The organism is Microbaculum marinisediminis (assembly GCF_025397915.1).
Taxonomy (GTDB): domain Bacteria; phylum Pseudomonadota; class Alphaproteobacteria; order Rhizobiales; family Tepidamorphaceae; genus Microbaculum; species Microbaculum marinisediminis.
The window spans coordinates 318,464-340,406 of sequence record NZ_JALIDZ010000002.1; the positions used below are offsets into that span (position 1 = coordinate 318,464).

At 68.6% G+C, this 21,943-nt stretch carries 12 protein-coding genes; 8 read left to right on the top strand and 4 right to left on the bottom strand.

The annotated features are described in order from the left end of the window. Positions 1-51: 51 nt before the first annotated feature. The gene (locus MUB46_RS04810) at positions 52-2,562 is read left to right on the top strand and encodes a GcvT family protein (protein ID WP_261614742.1); all 2,511 of its coding nucleotides are present in this window, start codon (positions 52-54) and stop codon (positions 2,560-2,562) included. 146 nt (positions 2,563-2,708) lie between these two features. Then, a complete protein-coding gene (locus tag MUB46_RS04815; protein ID WP_261614743.1) occupies positions 2,709-4,685 on the top strand; it encodes an acyltransferase family protein in 1,977 nt (658 codons plus the stop codon). On the opposite strand, the gene MUB46_RS04820 is transcribed toward MUB46_RS04815, so the two are convergent. Then, positions 4,682-5,731 carry an AI-2E family transporter gene (locus MUB46_RS04820; RefSeq protein ID WP_261614744.1) on the bottom strand — a complete coding sequence of 350 codons (1,050 nt, stop codon included), beginning with the start codon at positions 5,729-5,731 and terminating at the stop codon, positions 4,682-4,684. The genes MUB46_RS04815 and MUB46_RS04820 overlap by 4 nt on opposite strands. Positions 5,732-5,742: 11 nt before the next feature. Continuing rightward, positions 5,743-6,735: a GlxA family transcriptional regulator gene (locus tag MUB46_RS04825; RefSeq protein WP_261614745.1), complete on the bottom strand. Its 993-nt coding sequence runs from the start codon at positions 6,733-6,735 to the stop codon at positions 5,743-5,745. Positions 6,736-6,989: 254 nt separating this feature from the next. Between MUB46_RS04825 and MUB46_RS04830 the strand changes: the two genes are divergently transcribed. From MUB46_RS04830 to MUB46_RS04855, 6 genes are all read left to right on the top strand, one after another. Continuing rightward, positions 6,990-8,237, top strand: coding sequence for a sarcosine oxidase subunit beta family protein (locus tag MUB46_RS04830; RefSeq protein ID WP_261614746.1), 1,248 nt, complete (start codon positions 6,990-6,992; stop codon positions 8,235-8,237). 41 nt (positions 8,238-8,278) lie between these two features. Further along, a complete protein-coding gene (locus MUB46_RS04835) occupies positions 8,279-8,644 on the top strand; it encodes a sarcosine oxidase subunit delta (RefSeq protein WP_261614747.1) in 366 nt (121 codons plus the stop codon). 160 nt (positions 8,645-8,804) lie between these two features. After that, complete coding sequence (locus tag MUB46_RS04840; protein WP_261614748.1) at positions 8,805-11,837, top strand: sarcosine oxidase subunit alpha family protein; 3,033 nt, start codon at positions 8,805-8,807, stop codon at positions 11,835-11,837. Next, the gene (locus tag MUB46_RS04845; RefSeq protein ID WP_261614749.1) at positions 11,830-12,459 is read left to right on the top strand and encodes a sarcosine oxidase subunit gamma; all 630 of its coding nucleotides are present in this window, start codon (positions 11,830-11,832) and stop codon (positions 12,457-12,459) included. Before MUB46_RS04840 ends, MUB46_RS04845 begins: the two co-directional genes overlap by 8 nt. 332 nt (positions 12,460-12,791) lie before the next feature. Beyond that, entirely contained in the window at positions 12,792-15,431 is a 2,640-nt protein-coding gene (gene pepN / locus MUB46_RS04850; protein ID WP_261614750.1) for an aminopeptidase N, read from the top strand. A 201-nt stretch (positions 15,432-15,632) separates the two neighbouring features. Continuing rightward, on the top strand, positions 15,633-17,984 hold the full coding sequence (locus MUB46_RS04855) for a PAS domain-containing sensor histidine kinase (protein WP_261614751.1): 2,352 nt from the start codon (positions 15,633-15,635) through the stop codon (positions 17,982-17,984). Between the two features lie 41 nt (positions 17,985-18,025). On the opposite strand, the gene MUB46_RS04860 is transcribed toward MUB46_RS04855, so the two are convergent. Continuing rightward, on the bottom strand, positions 18,026-18,796 hold the full coding sequence (locus MUB46_RS04860) for a TIGR01458 family HAD-type hydrolase (RefSeq protein ID WP_261614752.1): 771 nt from the start codon (positions 18,794-18,796) through the stop codon (positions 18,026-18,028). A 65-nt stretch (positions 18,797-18,861) separates the two neighbouring features. Then, complete coding sequence (locus MUB46_RS04865; RefSeq protein ID WP_261614753.1) at positions 18,862-21,822, bottom strand: bifunctional [glutamine synthetase] adenylyltransferase/[glutamine synthetase]-adenylyl-L-tyrosine phosphorylase; 2,961 nt, start codon at positions 21,820-21,822, stop codon at positions 18,862-18,864. Positions 21,823-21,943: the final 121 nt, after the last annotated feature.

The following is a 21,943-nucleotide window of genomic DNA, read 5'->3' on the forward strand; positions in this document are numbered from 1 at the left end:
GAGCAGGGTTTTCGGGCGATGCCCGTCCGACACCGCGTATCGGGGGACACCATGAAGACACACGCCCGCGCAGTCGTCATCGGAGGGGGCGTCGTCGGCGTCTCGACGCTGTATCACCTGGCGAAGAAGGGATGGTCCGATGTCGTTCTGGTCGAACGCAACGAGCTGACGTCGGGTTCGACCTGGCATGCGGCCGGCCTGCTGCCACTGTTCAACCTCTCCTACTCGGTCGGGCAGATCCACAAATATTCGGTGCGGTTCTACCAGGAGCTTGCCGAGGAGACCGGCATGGACACGGGGTTCCGCAAGGTCTCCAACGTCCGCCTCGCCCGCACCCAGGACCGGTGGGACGAGTACATGTACTATTCGGGCATCGCCCGGACGCTCGGCATCGAGGTCAAGCAGCTCAGCCCCGCCGACATCAAGGCGCTTTGGCCGTACGTGAACGTCGACGGCCTGCTTGGCGCCATCCAGCACCCGGAAGACGGATACATCCAACCCGCCGACCTGACCCAGGCGCTGGCGCGCGGAGCGCGCGACCGGGGCGCGGAGATATACCGCAACACCCGCGTGACCGGGATCGCGCGGCAACCGAGCGGCGACTGGCTGGTGAAGACCGACAAGGGCGACATAACGGCCGAGCACGTCGTCTCGGCGACCGGCAACTTCGTTCGCCAGACCGGCGCGATGATCGGCCTCGACATTCCGGTCATCCCCGTCGAGCACCAGTACATCGTCACCGAGCCGCACCCGGCGATCCAGGAGCACCGCCGGAGCGGCGGACTGGAGCTGTGCGTGCTGCGCGAGTCGGATTCCTCCTGGTACATGCGCGAGGAAGCCGGCGGCCTGCTGCTCGGCCCCTACGAGAAGGGGGCGCCGTGCTGCTATGTCGACGGGCCGGACGAGAAGGCCGAGTACGAGCTGTTCCAGGAGGACCTGGAGCGGCTGGAACCGCATATCGAGACCGCGATCACCCGCGTGCCCTATTTCGGCGAGGTCGGCATCAAGAAGGTCTACAACGGCGCGATCTGCTACACGCCGGACGGATCGCCGATCGTCGGCCCGGCCTGGGACCTCGAGAATTTCTGGCTGAACGAGGGCCATTCCTTCGGCGTCACGGCGGCCGGCGGCGCCGGCTGGCAGCTTGCCGAATGGATCGTCGACGGCGAGCCGACCATCGACATGATGGGCGTCGATCCGCGCCGTTTCGGCCCCTACGCCTCGCGCGGCTACCTCAAGGAAAAGAACGAGGAAGCCTACGCCAATGTCTTCACCATGCACTATCCCGACGAGGAGCGCGCCGCCGCCCGTCCGCTGAAGATGGCGCCCTGCTACGACCGGATGCGCCAGCGCGGCGCGGTCTTCGGCTCGGTCTACGGCTGGGAGCGGCCGAACTGGTTCGCCCCCCTCGACTACGAGGTGCCGGCCGACGAGCTCGCCGTCGACGACACGCTGACGAACCACAACCACGCGCCCGCCGACTGGACCGGCAAGGTGCGCGAGAAATGGTCGTTCCGCCGGTCCAACTACTTCCCGTTCGTCGGCGAGGAGTGCAAGGCCGTGCACGAGGGCGTCGGCCTGCTCGACATGTCCGCCTTCGCCAAGTGCCATGTCTCCGGTCCCGGCGCGGAGGCGTGGCTCGACGCGATCCTCGCAAACCGCATTCCGAAGAAGATCGGGCGGCTGGGGCTCTGCCACATGCTGTCGCAGAACGGCGGCGTGCGTTCGGAGTTCACCGTCTACAAGGCGCGGGAGAACGGCTACTACCTCGTCTCCGCCGGTGCCTTCGAGCGGCACGACCACGATTACCTGACAAAGCTGCTGCCGGGCGACGGCAGCGTCCGCGTGCAGCCGGTCACGACGCAACTCGGCGTGCTGGTGCTCGCCGGCCCGCGCGCACGCGACGTGTTACAGAAGCTCACCGACACCGACCTGTCGAACGCCAGCTTCCCGTGGCTCACCGGTAAGCGCATCAGCGTCGGCCGCGCCGTCGCCGATGCGATGCGGGTCAATTTCGTCGGGGAGCTCGGCTGGGAGCTGCATCATCCCATCGATATGCAGAACACGATCTTCGACCTCGTCATGGCGGCCGGCAAGGACTACGGCATCCGCCCGTTCGGGATCCGCGCGATGGATTCCATGCGGCTGGAGAAGTCCTACCGGCTGATCCCACGCGAGCTGTCGATCGAGTATTCCGCGCTGGAATCGGGCCTAGACCGCTTCGTGCATCCCAACAAGGGCGACTTCATCGGCCGCGACGCCCTGGTCGCCTGGCAGCAGAAGGGGTTCCAGAATCGCTTCGTGACGATGGAAGTGCACGGCATCCGGGACGCCGACGCGCGCGGCAACGAGGCGATCTGGCGGGGCGACGACCTGGTCGGCCGGGCGACGTCGGGTGGCTACGGCTGGCGGCTGGGCAAGTCGCTGGCGCTCGCGATGGTGCGGCCGGAGCTGGGCGAGATCGGAACGGACCTGGAGATCCAGATCCTCGGCGACCGCTACAAGGCCACCGTCATCGAGGAATCCCCGTTCGATCCGCAGAACGAGCGGCTGAGGGCCTGACGCCACGGTAGGACGTGCTGGCCAGACACGCCGGGAAAAACCGGCCCGACGCTTGAGGTCGGGCCGCGCTGTTTGTAAGAAAAGCCGTGCCGGCACGCGCCGGCCCGGCTTTCTTCGTGGCCGCACGCCGTACGGATCTGCTCGCAATGACCAGCGTGACCTACCGTCCCGAAATCGACGGGCTCCGTGCGCTTGCCGTCCTCGTCGTGGTGTTCTTCCATGTCGGGTTCGCGCCGTTCAGCGGCGGCTTCGTCGGCGTCGACGTGTTCTTCGTGATCAGCGGCTATCTGATCACCCGCCTGATCCGCGCCGACCATGAAGCCGGCCGCTTCTCCTACGCGACCTTCTATGTCCGCCGCGCCCGCCGGCTGTTTCCGGCGCTGTTCGTGGTGCTGGTGGCAAGCTTCGTCGCCGCGTTCTTCATCCTGTCGCCGCGTTTCTTCGAGGAGTTCGCGGATTCGCTCGTCTGCACCACGTTCTTCGTCTCGAACATCTGCTTCTGGTGGCAAAGCGGCTATTTCGACGCCGACGCGATCTACAAGCCGTTGCTGCACATGTGGTCGCTCAGCGTCGAGGAGCAGTTCTATCTGATCTGGCCGACCGTCCTGGTCGCCCTTCTGGCGCTCCGGCCACGGGTCGAGCGGTCGCGCTTTCCCGCCCTCACCGAATGGGGCGTCCCGCTGTTCCTGCTGGTCGCCGGCGCCATCAGCGTCTACCGGGCCGACCGGACGCTCGACAACGACGCGGCGGCGGTTTTCTACTTCGCCCATTTCCGGATCGGCGAGTTCGCCGTCGGGGCGGCGCTCGTCTGGCTCGAAAAGTACAGGCCCCGACACACATTGACGCTCGACGGGCTGATGCTGGCCGGCCTAGCGATGATCCTGGCGGCGGTGTTTCTCTACACCGAGGCGACGCCGTTTCCCGGGACGTCGGCGATGCTGCCCTGCATCGGCGCGGGACTGGTGATCTTCGCCGGGGGCGGCGCGCGGCTGGCGCGCCTCCTCGACAACCGCGTCGCGATCGGCATCGGGCTCATTTCCTACTCGCTCTACCTGGTGCACTGGCCGATCGTCGTCTTCTACGCCTACGCGACCGCCCAAGATTTCCAGCCGGTCGAGCAGTGGGGCATGGTCGCCGCCTCCATCGCCATCGCCACGGCGATGTATTTCTGGGTGGAGCAGCCGTTCCGGCGCAGGCCGCCGCGCGGCGTCGCCCTGAACAACCGGCAGGTCGGGCTCGCCTCGGCGGCGCTGGCGGTCGTCCTCGTCGCCCCGGCGGCCTACGTGTCGGCGAGCGGCGGCATGGACTGGCGCATGTCGGACGAGGTCGCCGCGATGCTGAAGACCGTGGACAAGGACGCAAGGGCGCGGCGCGCGGCGACCCGGTCGAACCGATGCCACATGGTGACGCGAACCCAGTCCATCGGGGAGTTCGCCAGGCACTTCGAAGCGTGTTCGCCGCTCGGGGAGCGCAACATCGCCGTCGTCGGCGACAGCCACGCCGCCGACCTGTGGCTCGCCCTGTCGCGGGCCTACAAGTCCGTCAACGTCATCCAGCTGACGGGGGCCGGCTGCGATCCGTGGACCGAGCACCCGAAATGCGTGCAGCTCCGGGAATTCGCCGGCCGGTTCATCGCCGACAACGCCGGCAGCCTCGACGGCGTCGCGATCACCGCGCGGCTCGGTTCGGACGCGGCGCAGGATATCGAACGCTACGCCGACGGCGTGGCCGACCTCGCCGCCGACTATGCCGCGGCGGGCGTGCCTGTCGTCGTTTTCGGGCCGCAGCCGGAATATTCCAGGGACGTGCCGACCCTCGTGGCGACCCGTCGGACGATGGACGACCTGGACGGCTTCCTGCGCGCCTATCTCGATGACAAGGTGATCCGCGCCGACCGCCTGTACGCCGATGCGCTCGCCCGCAGGGGCATTCCCTACGTGTCGAAGATCGCCCTTCTCTGCCCCGACGGGGACTGCGCGGCCCTCGCCGCCGACGGCGCCCCGCTGGTAACCGACTACGGGCACTGGACGGTCGCGGCGAGCCGGCTGTTCGGCAAGCGTCTGCGCGCCCGCTACGGGACGGTCGAAAACCTGTTTGGAGCGCGGGAAACGGCCGGCGACTAGCCCTTGAGGTCGCCGGCGGCGGGTATCTCGCCGTCGCGCGAAATCACGATCGCCACCGGGCGCCAGGCGGGAACGTGCGAGCAGACGATCAGCACGATGACCATGATCGGCACCGACAGGAACATGCCGACGATGCCCCAGACGAAGGCCCAGAAGGTCAGCGACAGGATGATCACCAGCGGGCTCAGGTTCAGCGAGCGGCCCATCAGCGCCGGCTCGACGAAATTGCCGATGAAGAGCTGAATCGCGCCGACGCCGAAGAAGATGATCACGAACGGCCCCAGCGTATCGAACTGCACCAGCGCCACCACCGCGGGCAGCAGGGTGGCGACCGCCGATCCGATATTCGGGATGAAGTTCAACAGCACGGCCAGCAGCGCCCAGGTCTCGGCGAAATCGAGGCCCATCGGCTTCATCACCACATAGGCGGCGCCACCGGTCAGCGCGCTGACGAACAGCTTGATCGAGAAGTAGCGCTGGATGCTGTCGGAGATCGAGATGATCAGTCCGTGTACGCGCAGCGACTGGTCGGAATTGGGAAACAGCCGGGCGAGCTTGGACTGGAAGGCGCCGCGCTCGACGAACATGAAGCCCATGTAGAGGACAATCAGGGTGATCGTCGTCAGCGTCGCCCCGGCCGACCCGACGACGCCGGGAATGCGCCTGGTCAGATCGATCTCGGAGAGCGCCCTCTGCATGTCTTCGGCGATATCCCGGCCGAAGAACTCGGCTGCCTGCGACAGCAGCGCCTCCATGCGGGCGATGTAGCGCGGGCTCGCGGCAATCACCGCCTCCACCTGGGAGGACATGACGTAGACCATCAGGAACAGCGCGTAGAAGATGATGACGAGGCCGATGACAGTCGCCAGCGGCCGCGGCACCGACCAGTGGCCGACCCGGATCCGCGTGATGCGGTCGATCAGCGCGGCAAGCAGGCTGAACAGTACCAGCGCGATGGCGATCGGGATCAGGTAGGACCGTCCCGCAATCAACGCCGAAAACACGATCGCGGCGGCGACCAGCCAGAGGAACCAGCGCGGTATCATCGCCGCTCCCACTACGTCGCGCTTTCGCGTTCGCGCCGCTCGGTCAGCGGCGAGCGCCCGTAGAATTCCCGGTAGCATTTGGAGAAATGCGAGGCCGAGACGAAGCCGCAGGCCACCGCCACCTCGACCACCGGCAGGTTCGACTGGAGCAGCAGGTGGCGGGCGCGGTCCAGGCGCAGCTCGAGATAGTAGCGCGCCGGCGAGCGGCCCATGGTGCGGCGGAACAGGCGCTCGATCTGGCGGCGCGACAGGCCGGCGAAGCGGGCGAGTTCGACCAGCGACAGCGGCTCGGCGATGTTCGCCTCCATCAGCTCGATGATGGTCAGCACCTTGGAATTGTGGATGCCCAGCCGCGCCCTGAGCGGCAGACGCTGACGGTCCTGCGGGCTGCGCACCCGGTCGGTGAGCGCCTGCTCGCAGACGCGATTGACGACCGTGTCGCCGTGGTCGGCGTCGATCAGGCTCAGCATCATGTCGAGCGAGGCGGTGCCACCGGCACAGGTGTAGATGTTCCGGTCGACCTCGTAGAGATCGGCGTAGACGTCGGCTTCCGGGAAGGCCTCGGCGAAGCCCGGCAGGTTTTCCCAGTGGATGGCGCAGCGCCTGCCGTCCAGCAGCCCGGCCTTGGCCAGGATCCAGGCGCCGGTGCACATGGCCCCGACGGTGACGCCGCCGCGGTGTAGCTGCCGCAGCCACGAGTTCAAAGCCTTCGATTCGTACTTCTCGACGAAGACGCCCGAGCAGACGAAGAACATGTCGGGCCGCTCGTCGGAGTGGAACAGCCGCTTCTCGTCCTCCAGCGAGCCGTCGACGGCGACCTTGACGCCGTTCGAGGCAAGCCCCGGCGAGCCGGTCTCGGAGGCCAGGCGCCACTTGTAGTACTGCTGGCCGAGATGCCGGTTGGCCAGCCGCAAGGGCTCGATCGCGGTGGCAAACGCGATCATCGAGAAGTTCGGCACGAGAAAAAATACGATCCGGCGCGAACGCTGTACGGTGGCGTCCATGCAAGGCCTTTCCCAAACCGCGTGGCAACCGGCCACCCAACCGAATTGCCTGATGTCGCAATCAGACCAATGATCGCTCCTAGATGACAAACGATCGCGACGCAAGAACGGCTTGTATTGCAACGCGAAATCATCCTGCCTCGCGGATCGCCCCCGACCCTTGCGTCCGGGGGCTCCGGTAAGCGACCATCGCGAGGCAGACAGCGGCCCGGGGCTGTCGGAACGGGGCCGCGACAGCGAGCGAGGCCGGCCGGGTGAAATATTCCGTCTTTTCCTTGATCCGCGAGGGCCTGAAGGGCCACCAAGGCTGGCCGCGCGTGTGGCGCGCGCCCGAACCCAAGGCCGCCTACGACGCCGTCGTCATCGGCGGCGGCGGCCACGGGCTGGCGACGGCCTACTACCTGGCCAAGGAGCACGGCATGACCAACATCGCCGTGATCGAGAAGGGCTGGATCGGCGGCGGCAATTCGGGGCGCAACACGACCATCATCCGCTCCAACTACCTCTTCGACGAGAGTGCGGCGATCTACAATCACGCGCTGGAGCTGTGGAAGACGCTCGGCCGCGAGCTCAACTACAACATCATGATGAGCCACCGCGGCGTGCTGAACCTCGCCCATGACGAGCACGAGGCGCGCCAGCTCAAGCGCCGCGTCGAGGCGAACCGGCTCAACGGGGTCGACGCCGAGTGGCTCGACGCCAGGCAGGTCAAGGATTTCTGCCCGATCATCAACATCTCGCACGACATCCGCTATCCGGTGCTGGGCGCCACGCTGCAGCGCTCCGGCGGCACCAACCGGCACGACGCGGTGGTGTGGGGCTACGCGCGGGCCTGCGACGCCATGGGCGTCGACATCATCCAGCAGTGCGAGGTGACCGGCATCAGGACCGCCAGAGGCGCGGTCACGGGCGTGGAGACGACGCGCGGCGTGATCAAGACGCCGAAGGTCGCCTGCGTCACCGCCGGGCACACCTCGGTGATCGCGGCGATGCTGGACATCAAGCTGCCGATCCAGAGCCACCCGCTGCAGGCGCTCGTCTCCGAGCCGATCAAGCCGCTGGTGCCCTGCGTCATCATGTCGAACGCGGTGCACGTCTATTGCAGCCAGTCGGACAAGGGCGAGCTGGTCATCGGCGCGGGCATCGACGCGCACAATTCCTACACCCAGCGCGGCTCGATGGACATCATCGAGCACCAGATGGCCTCGCTGTGCGAGCTGCTGCCGCCGGTGTCGCGCCTGCGGATGATGCGCCAGTGGGGTGGCATCGTCGACACCTGCCCGGACGCCAGCCCGATCATCTCGAAGACGCCGGTGAAGGGCTTCTACATCAACGGCGGCTGGGGCACCGGCGGCTGGAAGGCGACGCCCGGCTCGGGCCACGTCTTCGCCTGGACGGTCGCCAGGGACGACCCGCATCCGATCGCCGCGCCGTTCGCGCTCGACCGGTTCCAGTCCGGCGCCCTGGTCGCCGAACACGGCGCCGCGGCCGTGGCGCATTAGAGGGGGAGCGGGAGAGCGGTGCAGCGATTGAGAGAAGCGAGATGTTCCTGATCACCTGTCCCTATTGCGGCACGCGCGACCAGTCGGAGTTCTCCAACGCCGGCGAGGCGCATATCGCCCGGCCCACCGACGGCGAGGCGCTGACCGACGCGCAGTGGGCCGACTTCGTGTTCCTGCGCAACAACCCGAAGGGCCTGTTCGCCGAGCGCTGGGTCCACACCGCCGGCTGCCGGCGGTTCTTCAACATGCTGCGCAACACCGCGACCGACGAGATCCTCGCCGTCTACAGGATCGGCCAGACGCCGCCGAAGGTGACGACGGTCGCGCCGGCCACGCCGTCGGGCGAAGCACCGATCGGCTCGGGCAACGATGCGGTGAAGGTCGTGCAGCCGGAGGAAGCGACGTGATGTACGCCGCGCTGCTCTCCCCTGGTACGTCATCCCCGGGCTCGACCCGGGGATCTCGGCGCGGTTGGACGCCTGCCGGGCAATTCGCACGAGATTGCCGGGTCGAGCCCGGCAATCTCGTGGGGGGATGGCCCGGCTCCCGCGACTTGGAGCTCGTCCCATGACCGGCCAGCCCAATCGCCGCGCCTCGGGCGGGCTGATCGATCGCAGCCGGGTCGTCCGCTTCCGGTTCGACGGGCGCGACTTCACCGGCCATCCCGGCGACACGCTGGCCTCCGCGCTTCTGGCCAACGGCGAGCACATGGTGGCGCGCGGCTTCAAGTATCACCGCCCGCGCGGCATCTTCGGCGCCGGCAGCGAGGACCCGACCGCCCTCGTCCAGATCGGCCGCGACGCCGCGCGCACCGACCCGAACACCCGCGTCACCGAGCAGGAGATCTACGACGGCCTGGAGGCGATGGCGCAGAACGTCTGGCCGTCTCTGACGTTCGATGTCGGCGCGGTCAATGACTGGGCCTCGGCCTTCCTGCCCGCCGGCTTCTACTACAAGACCTTCATGGGCCCGCTCGGCAGCTGGATGGCGTTCGAGCCGTTCATCCGTCGTGCCGCAGGCATGGGCAAGGCGCCGTCGGCGCCCGATCCCGACCGCTACGAGGCGATCAACCGGCACTGCGACGTGCTGGTCGTCGGCGGCGGCCCCGCCGGCCTGATGGCGGCGCTGACGGCCGGGCGCGCCGGCGCCCGCGTCATCCTCGCCGAGGAGACGGCCGCGCTTGGCGGACGGCTGCTGTCCGTCGATCCGGGAACGGTCCGGCTCGGCGGCGCGGCACCGCCGGAGTGGGTCGAGAGCGTCGTCGCCGAGCTTGGCCGTCTGGACAGCGTCACGGTGCTGACCCGCACCGCCGCGTTCGGCTACTACGCGCAGAACTTCGTCGGCCTGTGGGAGCGGGTCACCGATCACCTCGCCGCGAACGCGCGGCCGGGCAACCTGCCGCGCCAGCGCGTCTGGCGGGTGCGGGCGAAGGAGGTGGTTCTGGCGACGGGCGCGGTCGAGCGGCCGCTTGTGTTCCACGAGAACGACCGGCCGGGCATCATGCTCGCCGGCGCGGCGCGCACCTTCGTGCACCGCTACGGCGTCCTGCCCGGCAAGCGCGTCCTGGTCTTCGCCAACAACGATTCCGCCTGGGAGACGGCGTTCGACCTGCAAGCGGCGGGCGCGCGGGTGGCGGGCATCGTCGACCTGCGCCGCGACGTCGACGCCGCGCTGCTGAGCGCGGCGGCCGGGCGCGGCATCGCCATCCATCCCGGCGCGGCGATCGTCGGCACCGCGGGCAGCCACCGGGTATCGGGCGCGACGGTCCGCAGGCTCGGCAACTCCGGCGATGTCGAAGGCCCCGTGACCGCGATCGAATGCGACCTGCTCGCCGTCTCGGGCGGCTGGATACCCAATATCGCGCTGTTCTCGCAGTCGCGCGGCAAGCTCGCCTACGACGAGGCCCTGAGTGCCTTCAAACCCGGTCAATCCTGGCAGCGGGAACGATCGGCGGGCGCGGCGGCGGCGACCTTCGATCTGGACGGCTGCCTCAGGGAGGGCGCCAGGGCCGGCGCCGACGCCGCGGCGAAGGCCGGACTTTCGGCCAAGGCGGTGAAACCGCCGAAGGTGGCGGGCGCGGAGCGGCCGCAGGGCACGCCGAAGGTGATCCCGGAAATCCCGTCGGGGCGGCCGAAGCACAAGGTGCGCGCCTGGATCGACCTGCAGGACGACGTCACCACCAAGGACCTCAGGCTGGCACTCCACGAGGGCTACGACTCCATCGAGCACGCCAAGCGCTACACCACCACCGGCATGGGCACCGACCAGGGCAAGGTCGCCAACATGAACGCCTTCGCCCTCGTCGCCGACACGCTGCAGAAACCGATCTGGCAGGTCGGCACGACCACCTACCGCCAGCCGTGGAAGCCCGTCACCTTCGCCGCGCTGGCCGGACAGCATGTCGGCGACCATTTCCATCCGCGCCGCACGACGCCGATGCACGCCTGGCACAAGGCCAACGGCGCGGTGTTCGAGCCGGTCGGCGACTGGCTGCGCGCCCGCGCCTATATGAAGCCCGTCGAGACCTTCGACGACGCGGTGCGGCGCGAGAGCCTGGCTGCGCGCGAGGGCGTCGCCGTACTGGACGCCTCGACGCTGGGCAAGATCGACATCCGCGGCAGGGACGCGCGCACATTTCTGAACCGCGTCTACACCAACGCCTGGTCGAAGCTCGCCCCCGGCAAGGCCCGCTACGGGCTGATGCTGGGCGAGGACGGCATGGTGATGGACGACGGCGTCACCGCCTGCATCGCCGACGACCATTTCCACATGACCACGACGACGGGCGGCGCCGCGCGGGTTCTGGCTCATCTTGAGGACTACATCCAGACCGAATGGACGGACCTCGAGGTCTATCTCACCACCGTCACCGAGGAATGGGCGGTGGCGAGCCTGTCGGGGCCGGACAGCTGGCGCGTCGTCGCCGATCTCTGCGAGGGTATCGACCCCGATCCGGAGCGCTTCGCGTTCATGAGCCACGCCGACGCCACCATCGACGGCGTACCGGTGCGCGTGTTCCGCATCTCGTTCACCGGGGCGCTCGCCTACGAGATCAACATCGCCGCCGACTACGGCGCGTGGCTGTGGGACAAGGTGATGGAGGCGGGGGCGAAATACGCCATCGCGCCCTACGGCACCGAGGCGATGCATCTGCTGCGCGCCGAGAAGGGCTTCATCATCGTCGGCCAGGAAACCGACGGCACGGCGACGCCGAAGGATCTCGGCATGGACTGGATCGTGTCGACGACCAAGGGCGACTTCATCGGCAAGCGCTCGCTGTCGCGCGCCGACACGGCGCGGCCCGACCGCAAGCAGCTCGTCGGCCTGGTGACCGAGGACCCCGCGATCATGCTCGCGGAAGGCGCGCACGTCATCGCGACGGGAACCGAGCCGGCGACGAAGCCCGTACCGATGCTCGGCCATGTCACGTCGAGCTACATGAGCCCGACGCTGAACCGCTCGATCGCGCTTGCCATGGTGAAGTCCGGGCGCGACCGCATGGGCGACCGCCTGTGGGTGTCGCGCCCCTCCGGCCCGCCGATTCCGGTGACGGTGACGGGCACCGATTTCCTCAAGCTGCGGGAGGACGGGGATGTCTGACACGCGCCGCCGCTCCGCCCTCGCCCACCGCTCAGCCATCGAAGCAATGGACGCCGCCGCCCGCTTGGTGGAGGCGCCGTTCCTCGGCAAGCTGGTCCTGCGCGGCGATCCGGACGCGGTCGGCAAGGCCGTGACCGATACGGTCGGGGTCTCGCTTCCCGAGGCCTGCCGGGCGACGCGCCAGGGCGAGACGGCGATCCTGTGGATCGGCCCGGACGAGTTCTGGATCGTCACCGCGATGGACGCGCAGGTGGCGCTGGCAGACGGGCTGGAGACCGCGCTGGCGGGCGTCCACCGCCAGGTCACCGACGTGTCCTCGTACTACACGACGATCGAGCTCGCCGGTCCGCGCGCCCGCGACATGCTGATGAAGCTGACGACGCTCGACCTGCACCCGTCCGCCTTTACCACGGGACAGGTCGCCGGCTCCCTGTTCGGCCGCGCCCAGGCGACGCTGTGGCAGGTCGACGCGGACGAGACCGAGGGCGGCCCGGTGTTCCGCCTGTTCGTTCGCCGCTCGATGGCCGACTACCTGTGGTGCCTGCTCGCCGAGGCGGGCTTCGAATGGGGCATGCCGAAACAGGCGCCGCTTTCCGGCGAGACCTGGCGCCTGGAGAGATAGGCGCCTGGAATAGCCTCTCCTTCGTCGGCCAAAGTATCGCCCGGAATTGCCGCGCCCCCCGTCTGGGTCCCGGATCAAGTCCGGGACACGAGGCGGCGCCGGCTGCCGGGGCGATCAATAATCCGGCCCTTCCCTACTCAGCCATGCTCAGTCTCGACCCGGGAATCTCGTGCCGTCGTCTCGCAATCGCCGGTCGAGCCTGGCCATGACATGAGGGCGATGCGATCGCCGCCGCCGCGCGGGCGCGGCCGGCCCATTCCCGCCCGGGGCTTGGCGCGGCCACATTGAGGGCTTACATCTCGACCCGCCAGCCGTTCAGGAGTTTTCACCATATGGCCAAGGATCAGACGCCGGTCGTGCGGCTACAGGACTATGCCCCGCCGGCCTATCTCGTCGATCGCGTCGAGCTCGATTTCCGCCTCGACCCGCAGAGCACGCGGGTCAGGAGCCGCCTGCACGTCCGGCCCAATCCGGACGGCCCCGGCGGCGACCTCGTTCTCGATGGTGAGGACCTGGAGCTGACCGCGCTGGAGCTCGACGGCGCGCCCCTGGCCGGCACCGCCTACAAGCTGGACAAGGACCGCCTGACGATCACCACGCCGCCCGAGCGCGCCTTCGTGCTCGACATCGGCACCACCATCGATCCCAGCGCCAACACCCGGCTGATGGGGCTCTACCGCTCGAACGGCGTCTATTGCACCCAATGCGAGGCGGAAGGCTTCCGCCGCATCACCTTCTTCCCCGACCGGCCCGACGTGCTCGCCGTCTACACGGTGCGAATCGAGGCGCGCGCATCCGATGCCCCCGTGCTCCTGTCGAACGGCAATCCGGTCGGAAGCGGCGTCGTGGCCGGCAGCGACCGGCACTACGCCGTCTGGCACGACCCGCATCCCAAGCCGTCCTATCTCTTCGCACTGGTCGGCGGCGACCTCGGCCGCGTCGGCGACACCTTCGTCACGGCGTCCGGCAGGGAGGTGACGCTCGGCATCTATGTCGAGAAGGGCAAGGAGGACCGCTGCGACTACGCGCTGGAAGCGCTGAAGCGGTCGATGCGCTGGGACGAGGACGCCTTCGGGCGCGAATACGATCTCGACGTGTTCAACATCGTCGCCGTGTCCGACTTCAACATGGGCGCGATGGAGAACAAGGGCCTCAACGTCTTCAACGACAAGTACGTGCTGGCGAGCCCCGAGACGGCGACCGACACCGACTATGCCAATATCGAGGCCATCATCGCCCACGAGTACTTCCACAACTGGACCGGCAACCGCATCACCTGCCGCGACTGGTTCCAGCTCTGCCTGAAAGAAGGGCTGACGGTGTTCCGCGACCAGGAGTTCTCCGCCGACGTGCGCTCGCGCGCGGTGGAACGCATCGGCGACGTGCGGACGCTGAAGGCCCACCAGTTCGTCGAGGACGCGGGGCCGCTGGCGCATCCGGTGCGCCCTGAAACCTACAAGGAAATCAACAACTTCTACACGGCGACCGTCTACGAGAAGGGCGCCGAGCTGATCCGCATGCTGAAGACGCTGCTCGGCGCCGACGGCTTCCGGGCGGGCATGGACCTGTATTTCGACCGCCACGACGGCACGGCGGCGACGATCGAGGACTTCATCGGCTGCTTCGCCGAGGCGACCGGCCGGAAACTCGACGATTTCATGCTGTGGTACCACCAGGCCGGCACGCCGGAGGTGACGGCGAGCGGGCGCTACGACACGGCGGCGCGCACCTACGAGCTGACCCTCGAGCAGACCTGCCCGCCGACGCCCGGCCAGCCGACGAAGCAGCCGATGCCGATTCCGATCGCCTTCGCCCTGCTCGGCCCGGACGGCGACGAGATCACCGACCTGAAGACCGAAAGCCCGGCGGTGCGCGACGGCCTGATCGAACTTACCGGCACGCGGGAGCGGATCGTCTTCACCGACCTGCCGGCCAAGCCGGTGCCGTCGCTGCTGCGCGGCTTCTCCGCGCCGGTGAAGCTGACCGCCAACCTGACGGACGATGACCTTCTGTTCGCCGCCGCCGAGGACAGCGACCCGTACAATCGCTGGCAGGCGGTCCAGTCACTGGCGACCCGCATCCTGATCGCGGCGCAGGCCGCGATCGCCGACGGCAGGACGCCGGAGATCGAGCCGCGCTTCCTCCGCTCGCTCGAACACACCGTCGAGGCGGACGCGCTCGATCCGAGCTTCCGCGCCCAGGTGCTGTCGCTGCCCTCGGAATCCGACATCGCCCGCGAGATCGGCCGCAATGTCGATCCCGACGCGATCCATGGCGCCGACCAGTGGCTGCGCGGCCTTATCGGCGGCGAGCTCGGCGCCTGCCTCACCGACGTCTATCGGCGCTTCGGCTCCAACCTGCCCTACAGCCCGGACGCGGCCGGCGCGGGCCGCCGGGCGCTGCGCAACACCGCGCTCGGTCTCATCGCCGGCACCGGCCAGGCGGGCATCGAGACAGCCGAACAGCACTACCGCAACGCCGACAACATGACCGACCGGATGGCCGGCCTGTCGGCGCTGACGCGCCAGGGGGCGCCGGAGGCGGACGCGGCGCTGGACGATTTCTTCGAACGCTATCGCACCGACCCGCTGGTGCTCGACAAGTGGTTCAGCCTGCAGGCTACGATGACCGGGGCCGATACGCTCGACCGGGTGACGGCGCTGATGCGCCATCCCGCCTTCTCGCTGTCGAACCCGAACCGGGTGCGCGCGCTCGTCGGCGCGTTCGCGGCGGCCAACCCGACCCAGTTCAACCGGGCCGACGGCGCCGGCTACCGGCTGGTCGCCGACTTCACGCTGGAGATCGACCGCAGCAATCCGCAGGTCGCGGCGCGGCTGTTGTCGGCGTTCCGCTCGTGGCGGGTGCTCGAACCGGTGCGGCGCGCGGCGGCCGAGGCGGCGCTCAGGCGCATCGCCGGGCACGAGGGCCTGTCGCGGGACAGCGCCGATATCGTCGAGCGCAGTTTGGATTAAGCGCCCGGAGTTAACCGGTTTTTAAGGCTTGGCCGCCTTTGGCGGGGGCGTTGCTTTTTGGACTCACGAGCCAAAAAGCGCGCCTAGAGTCGTGCAGACTCTAGACAAATCACCCTGCATTTGATTCGAATAAGACGATTCGGAAGAGATGCGGCGCTTCGGCGAGAGGCCTTGTCGAAGCATTCCGAAGGGGGTCAAAAAATGCAGCGGGCGGAGTCCGTTCGGCGCCTGGGGCGCATAGGGGGAAGTGTATCTGCGTTTCAGGGAATTGCTCGGGACATTGCCGTTCCGACCTATGCCGGCCTGGTTAAGGCCGAGCCGCTGTTCCGGCGCATTGTCACTCCACTCCTCATCGTACTGGTCCTGCTGATCGCGGCCGCTGTGGTCACGATCAACATGCAGGCGCGCGACGATGCCGAGATCGCGGTGCGCCACGAGCTCACCATGACGGCCGACATCATCGCGGCGCGGATCGACGCGGCCCATCGCGCCGAGGGCGCGCTCGGTGGCGAGGCCTTCGCCCAGGCCGCGCTGGCCGATGCCGGCCATAGCCGCACGCTCGGCCAGATCGTCCTGGTGACGGGCGCCGGAGGCCGGATCATCGCCGGCCTGCCCGAAGCGAACGGTTTCCAGAACGCAGGCCTCGTCGACGTGCTCGGCCCGGCCCTGCCGCTGGCCACCTTCGGCGCGCGTGCCGGCGTGTTCGACGCCACCCTGCCCGGCGACAACCCGGCCCTGGTCACGGTTCGCCACCTCGAGGCGCCGCTCGGCGACGTCGCCGTGATCGAACCCCAAAGCACCGTCGTCGAGCGCTGGCGCGCGGCGGCGGCCCTGCCGACCACGGTCCTGATCATCGCCGACCTGGCGCTGCTGCTGATCGGCCTCGCCTACCGCTGGCAGGGGGCGAACCTCAATCGGGTCGAGACGGCCTACGACACCAGCCGCGCGCGCCTCGACACCGCGCTGCGCCGCGGCCGCTGCGGCCTGTGGGACTGGGACCTGGCGCGCGGACGCATCTTCTGGTCGGCGTCGATGCTGGAGATGCTGGGACGCGACGACAAGGACGCGATGCTGTCGATCGGGGACGTGTCGCAGATGCTGCACCCCGACGAAGAGGACTTCTACGACCTGGCGAACGCGCTCGCCGCGCAGGATGCCGGCCATGTCGACCGCTCTTTCCGGATGCGCCATGCCGACGGATCGTGGATCTGGCTGCGCGCCCGCGCCGAGATCGTGCCCGACCACGCGAACGGCGACCGCCATCTCGTCGGCATCGCCGTCGATATCACCGAGCAGCAGCGCCTCGCCGAGCGCAGCGCCACCGCCGACATGCGCCTGCGCGACGCCATCGAGGCGACCTCGGAAGCCTTCGTCCTCTGGGACGCCGACAACAAGATGGTCCTGTGCAATCGCAAATACCAGGAACTGCACCGGCTGCCGGACGCGGTGGTGAAGACGGGAACCCATTACGACGCGGTGATGGAGCAGAGCCGCCAGCCGATCGTGCAGGTCGACGAGAAGGTCGGCGGACCGGTCGGCGACGCGGGCCGGCTCTACGAGGCGCAGATCGAGGACGGCCGCTGGCTGCAGATTTCCGAGCGGCGCACCAAGGATGGCGGCTTCGTCAGCGTCGGTACCGACATCACCCCGCTGAAGCGGCAGGAAGAGCGGCTTCTGGAAAGCGAACGGGCCCTGACGGCGATGGTCGCCGACCTGCGCCGCTCTCGCCAGACACTGGAAGTGCAGGCCCAGCAGCTCGTCGATCTGGCCGAGCGCTACGCCCAGGAAAAGACCCGCGCCGAGCTCGCCAACAAGACCAAGTCGGAGTTCCTGGCAAACATGAGCCACGAGCTGCGCACACCGCTCAACGCCATCATCGGCTTTTCCGAGATCATGGAGACGGGCACGTTCGGTCCGCTCGGCTCCGACAAGTACAACGAGTATTGCCGCGACATCCGCATGAGCGGTGAGTTCCTGCTAGACGTCATCAACGACATCCTCGACATGTCGAAGATCGAGGCCGGCCGGTACCAGCTCGAGGCCGAGGATCTGGACCTCGGCGAAATCGCCGGCGAATGCGTGCGCATCATGTCGCTGCGCGCCCAGGAAAAGAACATCTCCACCTCGGTCGTCATCGGCGACGACCTCAGCGTCAGCGGCGACCGGCGGGCACTCAAGCAGGTGATGCTGAACCTGCTGTCCAACGCGGTGAAGTTCAACAACGAGAGCGGCTCGATCAAGGTCAGGGCGCGCTCGGTTTCGCGCGGCATCACCATCTCGATCGAGGACACCGGCATCGGCATCGAGCGCCACGCCGCGCGTCGGCTCGGACGGCCCTTCGAGCAGGTGGAGAACCAGTTCACCCGCAGCCACAAGGGCTCCGGTCTCGGGCTCGCCATCTCGCGGTCGCTGGTGGAGCTGCATGGCGGCGCGCTGCGCATCCGCTCGACACCTGGCAAGGGCACGATCGTCACGGTGCGGCTACCTCAGAAGCCCGTCATCCAGGGAACGCCCGACCACGGCGAGCCGCAGGCGCGCGCGGCGTCGGCCTGAGTTCGTGACAGTGTAGTACCGCGCGGCGGCGTTCGGCGCCGCTATCCGCGGTTGCGCAGGATCCAGTCCGCCGCTTCGGCCAGATCGGCCATAACCGCCGTCGGGGGCGGTACGGCCCCCGCCTCCGCCCCGTCCCGATATTTCCCCGTCCGCACCAGGATCGCCGCACCCAGGCCGGCCGAAAGCGCGCCGGAAACGTCGGCTTCGACATCGTCGCCGACCATCACCGCGTCCGCCGCGTCGACGCCCAGCCCGGCGACGGCGGTGGCATAGAAGTCCGGCGACGGCTTGCCCACCACCACCGCCTGTCGGTCGCTGGCGTATTCGAGCGCTGCGACGAACCCGCCGGCATCGAGGCTCAGCGCGCCGTCGGCGTCGCGGAAGGTCCGGTTGCGGGCCAGCGCCAGGAACCCCGCGCCATCCATGAGCGCGCGGAACGCACCGTTCATCGCCGCGTAGGTGAAGCCCGCACCGGCATCGCCGACGACGACCGCCGTTTCGGGATAATCGTCGAGGTCCTGGAAGTCCTCGGCCAGCGCCGGATGGATCAGCAGATGCGGCGCGCGGCGCATGGCGTGGAGCCAGGCGCGCGCGGCCTGGGCCGGCGTGGTCAGCTCGCTGTCGGCGACGGTCAGGCCCATCGCGGTGAGCCGCGCGATGATCTCGCGCTTCGGCGAGCGGGTGGTGTTGGTGATGAAGCCGAGCGGCAGGCCCGCGCGCCGCAGCCGCTCCACCGCCGCGATCGCGCCGGGCAACGCCGCGCCGCCGACATAGACAACGCCCGCCAGATCGAGAAGCACGCCACGGATCATCGGATCGACCTCCCTGTTCCGAAGCACCAGTCGACCGACCGCCCGGCCGGCCGATAGACCGGTCGTCAGACGGCCAGCAGCTTGTCGAACACCGCCTTCACCTTCGCCTGCGTGTCGCGCAGATCCACCTCGAGACGCGACAGGTCGGGAGCGTCGGCGGCCTTGCACAACAGTCGCGACAGCCCGCGCGGAGCCTGCGCCGGGTCGAACGGACCGGTCAGGCACAGGCGCAGGATCTGCGTCACCGCGTGATAGAGCTGGCAGGCCGGTTCCAGCACCGCCGCATCGCCCTTCTTCAGCACACCGGCCTGGCGCGCGGCGGCGAGCGCGGCGGCGGTGTTCTGCGACAGGATCTCGGGGTGCTTGTGGCCGTAGGCGAGCTGCAGGAACTGAGCGATGAACTCGACGTCGATCAGGCCGCCGCGCACCGTCTTGATCTCCCAGACGTCGTCGGACCCCTTTTCCTTCTGGATGCGGTCGCGCATGTCGACGATGTCGGCGCGCAGGTCCTTCATCCCGCGCTTGACCGTCAGCACCTTGCCGACGACGTCGCCGATGCGGCGGGCGAGCTTGTCCGGCCCGGAGATCACGCGGGCGCGCGTCAGCGCCATGTGCTCCCAGGTCCAGGCCTCGTCGGTCTGGTAGGACGCGAAGCCGTCGATGTGGACGGCCAGCGGACCCGATCGGCCCGAGGGCCGCAGCCGCATGTCGACCTCGTAGAGCGTGCCCTCGCCGGTGGGCGCCGACAGGGCGGCGACGAGGCGCTGAGTCAGGCGGATGTAATACTGCGAGGCGGGCAGCGGGCGCCGGCCGTCGGACGTCGGCTCCTCGCCGCGATAGTCGTAGAGCAGGATCAGATCGAGATCGGACGTGGCGGTCATCTCCGCGCCGCCGAGCTTGCCCATCGCGACAACGGCGACGGCCGCCTTCTTGATGCGGCCGTTGGTCCGTGCCAGCTCCTCGGCCGCCAGATGATGCAGCCGGTCCACCAGCAGCTCGGCCAGACGGGCGAAGGCGCCGCCGGCATCGGCTGCCGAAACCGTTCCCGACAACACCCGCACGCCGATCAGGAAGGCCTGCTCCTGGCCGAAGATGCGGGCGCGATCGAGGGCATCCTCGTAACCGTCGGCCTCGGCGAGCGTCGCCTCCAGGCGCGGCTCCAGCATCTCGCGGCTCGGCAGGGCGTCGAAGAAATCGGGCTCCAGCACTGCGGCGAAGACGCGCGGGCGGCGGCTCAGGAGATCGGCGAGGCGCGGCGCGGTGCCGAGGATCTCGGCGAGCAGATGCAGAAGATGGGGATTGGACCAGAGCAGGGAGAACAGCTGCATGCCCGCGGGCAGGCTCGAGACGAACCGGTCGAAGGCCAGGAAGGCGGCGTCGGGATTGGCCGTCGTGCCCAACGCCTCCAGCAGCGCCGGCGTGATCTCCGTCAGCCGCTCGCGGGCACGGGCGCTGCGCGACGCGGCGATCCGGCCGAAATGCCAGGCGCGGACGGCGGCCGTGACCTCCTTCGGGTTGGTGAAGCCCATCCGCATCAGGGTTTCCAGCGTCTCGGGATCGTCCTCGTCGCCGGTGAAGACCAGGCTGCCGGTATCGGTGGAGAGCGTCGGAGCATCCTCGAACAGGTTGGCGTAGTGGCGCTGCACCGTCCGCAATTCGGCGGTCAATGCCTCCGCCATCTCCGTCTCGCCCTTGAACGCGGCGAACCGGGCGAACCGCTCCAGATCGTCCGCGTCGGCCGGCATGGTCTGGGTCTGCTCGTCGGCGACGAGCTGAAGGCGGTGCTCCAGCCGGCGCAGGAACCGGTAGGCGTCGGCGAGGTCGTCGCGGACCTTCGGCTTGATCCAGCCGCCCTCCGCCAGCAGGTCGAGCGCGTCGAGCGTGCGCCGCGTCCTCAGCTCGGGATGGCGGCCGCCGATTACGAGCTGCTGGGTCTGGACGAAGAACTCGATCTCGCGGATGCCGCCGCGGCCGAGCTTCAGGTTGTGGCCGCGCACGGCGACGGCGCTGTGGCCCTTGTGGGCGTGGATCTGTCGCTTCATCGCATGGACGTCGGCGAGCGCGGCGAAATCCATGTACTTGCGCCAGACGAAGGGTGCGATTTCGCGCAAAAACGCCTTTCCCGCCGCGATGTCGCCGGCGCAGGGCCGCGCCTTGATGAGCGCGGCGCGCTCCCAGTTCTGGCCCATGCTCTCGTAATATTCGAGCGCGGCCTCGAGCGAGATCGCGATCGGCGTGGCGCCGGGATCGGGACGCAGGCGCAGGTCCGTGCGGAAGACGTAGCCGTCGGCGGTGAATTCCAGCATCAGCTTGACGAGATCGCGGGTGATGCGCACGAACAGCGCCTCGATCTCCTCCGGATCGGCGGCATGGGCGCGCGCCGGGTCGTAGAGGACGATCAGGTCTATGTCGGAGGAAAAATTGAGCTCCGCGGCGCCATGCTTGCCCATGGCGAGCACGATGTAGCCAGAGTCCCGCGACGGATCGGCCGTATCGGCCAGCGCGAGATCGCCCTTCTCGGCGGCGGCGGCCAGCAGCCAGTCGACGGCCGACGAGACGGCGGTGTCGGCGATCTCGGTCATCGCCGCGATGACCCGGTCGACCGACCAGACGCCGCCGAGATCGGCCAGCGCCACCAGCGCGGCCGCCTCGTTCTTGTAGCGCCGCAGGGCGACCATCGCCGCGGCGCGGTCCTCGGCGGCACGAATGTCGGCCCGGGCAGTCGCGCTCAGAACCGCGAGATAGCTGTCGGTGTCGGCGAACAGCACCCGCTCGGCCATCGCCGGATCGGCCTCCAGGAGGCCGCGCAGCCAGGGCGAACCTTCAAGCACGCCTTTCAGGAAATCGGCCGGCGCGCCCTTCCTGTCGATCTTGGCGAGCTTTCGGCATTTCTCCTCTTTGGCAGCCGCCAGCAGGTCGTCGAGAAACGCCCCGGCATCCGTCTTGTCGACGACGTTCGGCGACTCGCTCAGGCGCGACAGGAGGGTTTTCTCGGCTTTTCTGGTCTTTTCTGCGGTCTTCGCCATGCGTTCCGGCCCGACATTTGCGATCGCAGGCACGATGCGGGGCAACGGCGCGGGATGCAAGCGCTCCGCGCCTCCGTGCTCATCCCCCTGCGCTCAGGCCCCCTGGCCTCCAGCCCCAGCG

Excerpts from the sequence above, each read along its gene's own strand:
- MUB46_RS04810 (WP_261614742.1), top strand. The coding sequence starts at position 52 with ATGAAGACACACGCCCGCGCAGTCGTCATCGGAGGGGGCGTCGTCGGC.
- MUB46_RS04815 (WP_261614743.1), top strand. The coding sequence starts at position 2,709 with ATGACCAGCGTGACCTACCGTCCCGAAATCGACGGGCTCCGTGCGCTT.
- MUB46_RS04820 (WP_261614744.1), bottom strand. The coding sequence starts at position 5,731 with ATGATACCGCGCTGGTTCCTCTGGCTGGTCGCCGCCGCGATCGTGTTT.
- MUB46_RS04825 (WP_261614745.1), bottom strand. The coding sequence starts at position 6,735 with ATGGACGCCACCGTACAGCGTTCGCGCCGGATCGTATTTTTTCTCGTG.
- MUB46_RS04835 (WP_261614747.1), top strand. The coding sequence starts at position 8,279 with ATGTTCCTGATCACCTGTCCCTATTGCGGCACGCGCGACCAGTCGGAG.
- MUB46_RS04840 (WP_261614748.1), top strand. The coding sequence starts at position 8,805 with ATGACCGGCCAGCCCAATCGCCGCGCCTCGGGCGGGCTGATCGATCGC.
- MUB46_RS04845 (WP_261614749.1), top strand. The coding sequence starts at position 11,830 with ATGTCTGACACGCGCCGCCGCTCCGCCCTCGCCCACCGCTCAGCCATC.
- pepN (WP_261614750.1), top strand. The coding sequence starts at position 12,792 with ATGGCCAAGGATCAGACGCCGGTCGTGCGGCTACAGGACTATGCCCCG.
- MUB46_RS04855 (WP_261614751.1), top strand. The coding sequence starts at position 15,633 with ATGCAGCGGGCGGAGTCCGTTCGGCGCCTGGGGCGCATAGGGGGAAGT.
- MUB46_RS04860 (WP_261614752.1), bottom strand. The coding sequence starts at position 18,796 with ATGATCCGTGGCGTGCTTCTCGATCTGGCGGGCGTTGTCTATGTCGGC.
- MUB46_RS04865 (WP_261614753.1), bottom strand. The coding sequence starts at position 21,822 with ATGGCGAAGACCGCAGAAAAGACCAGAAAAGCCGAGAAAACCCTCCTG.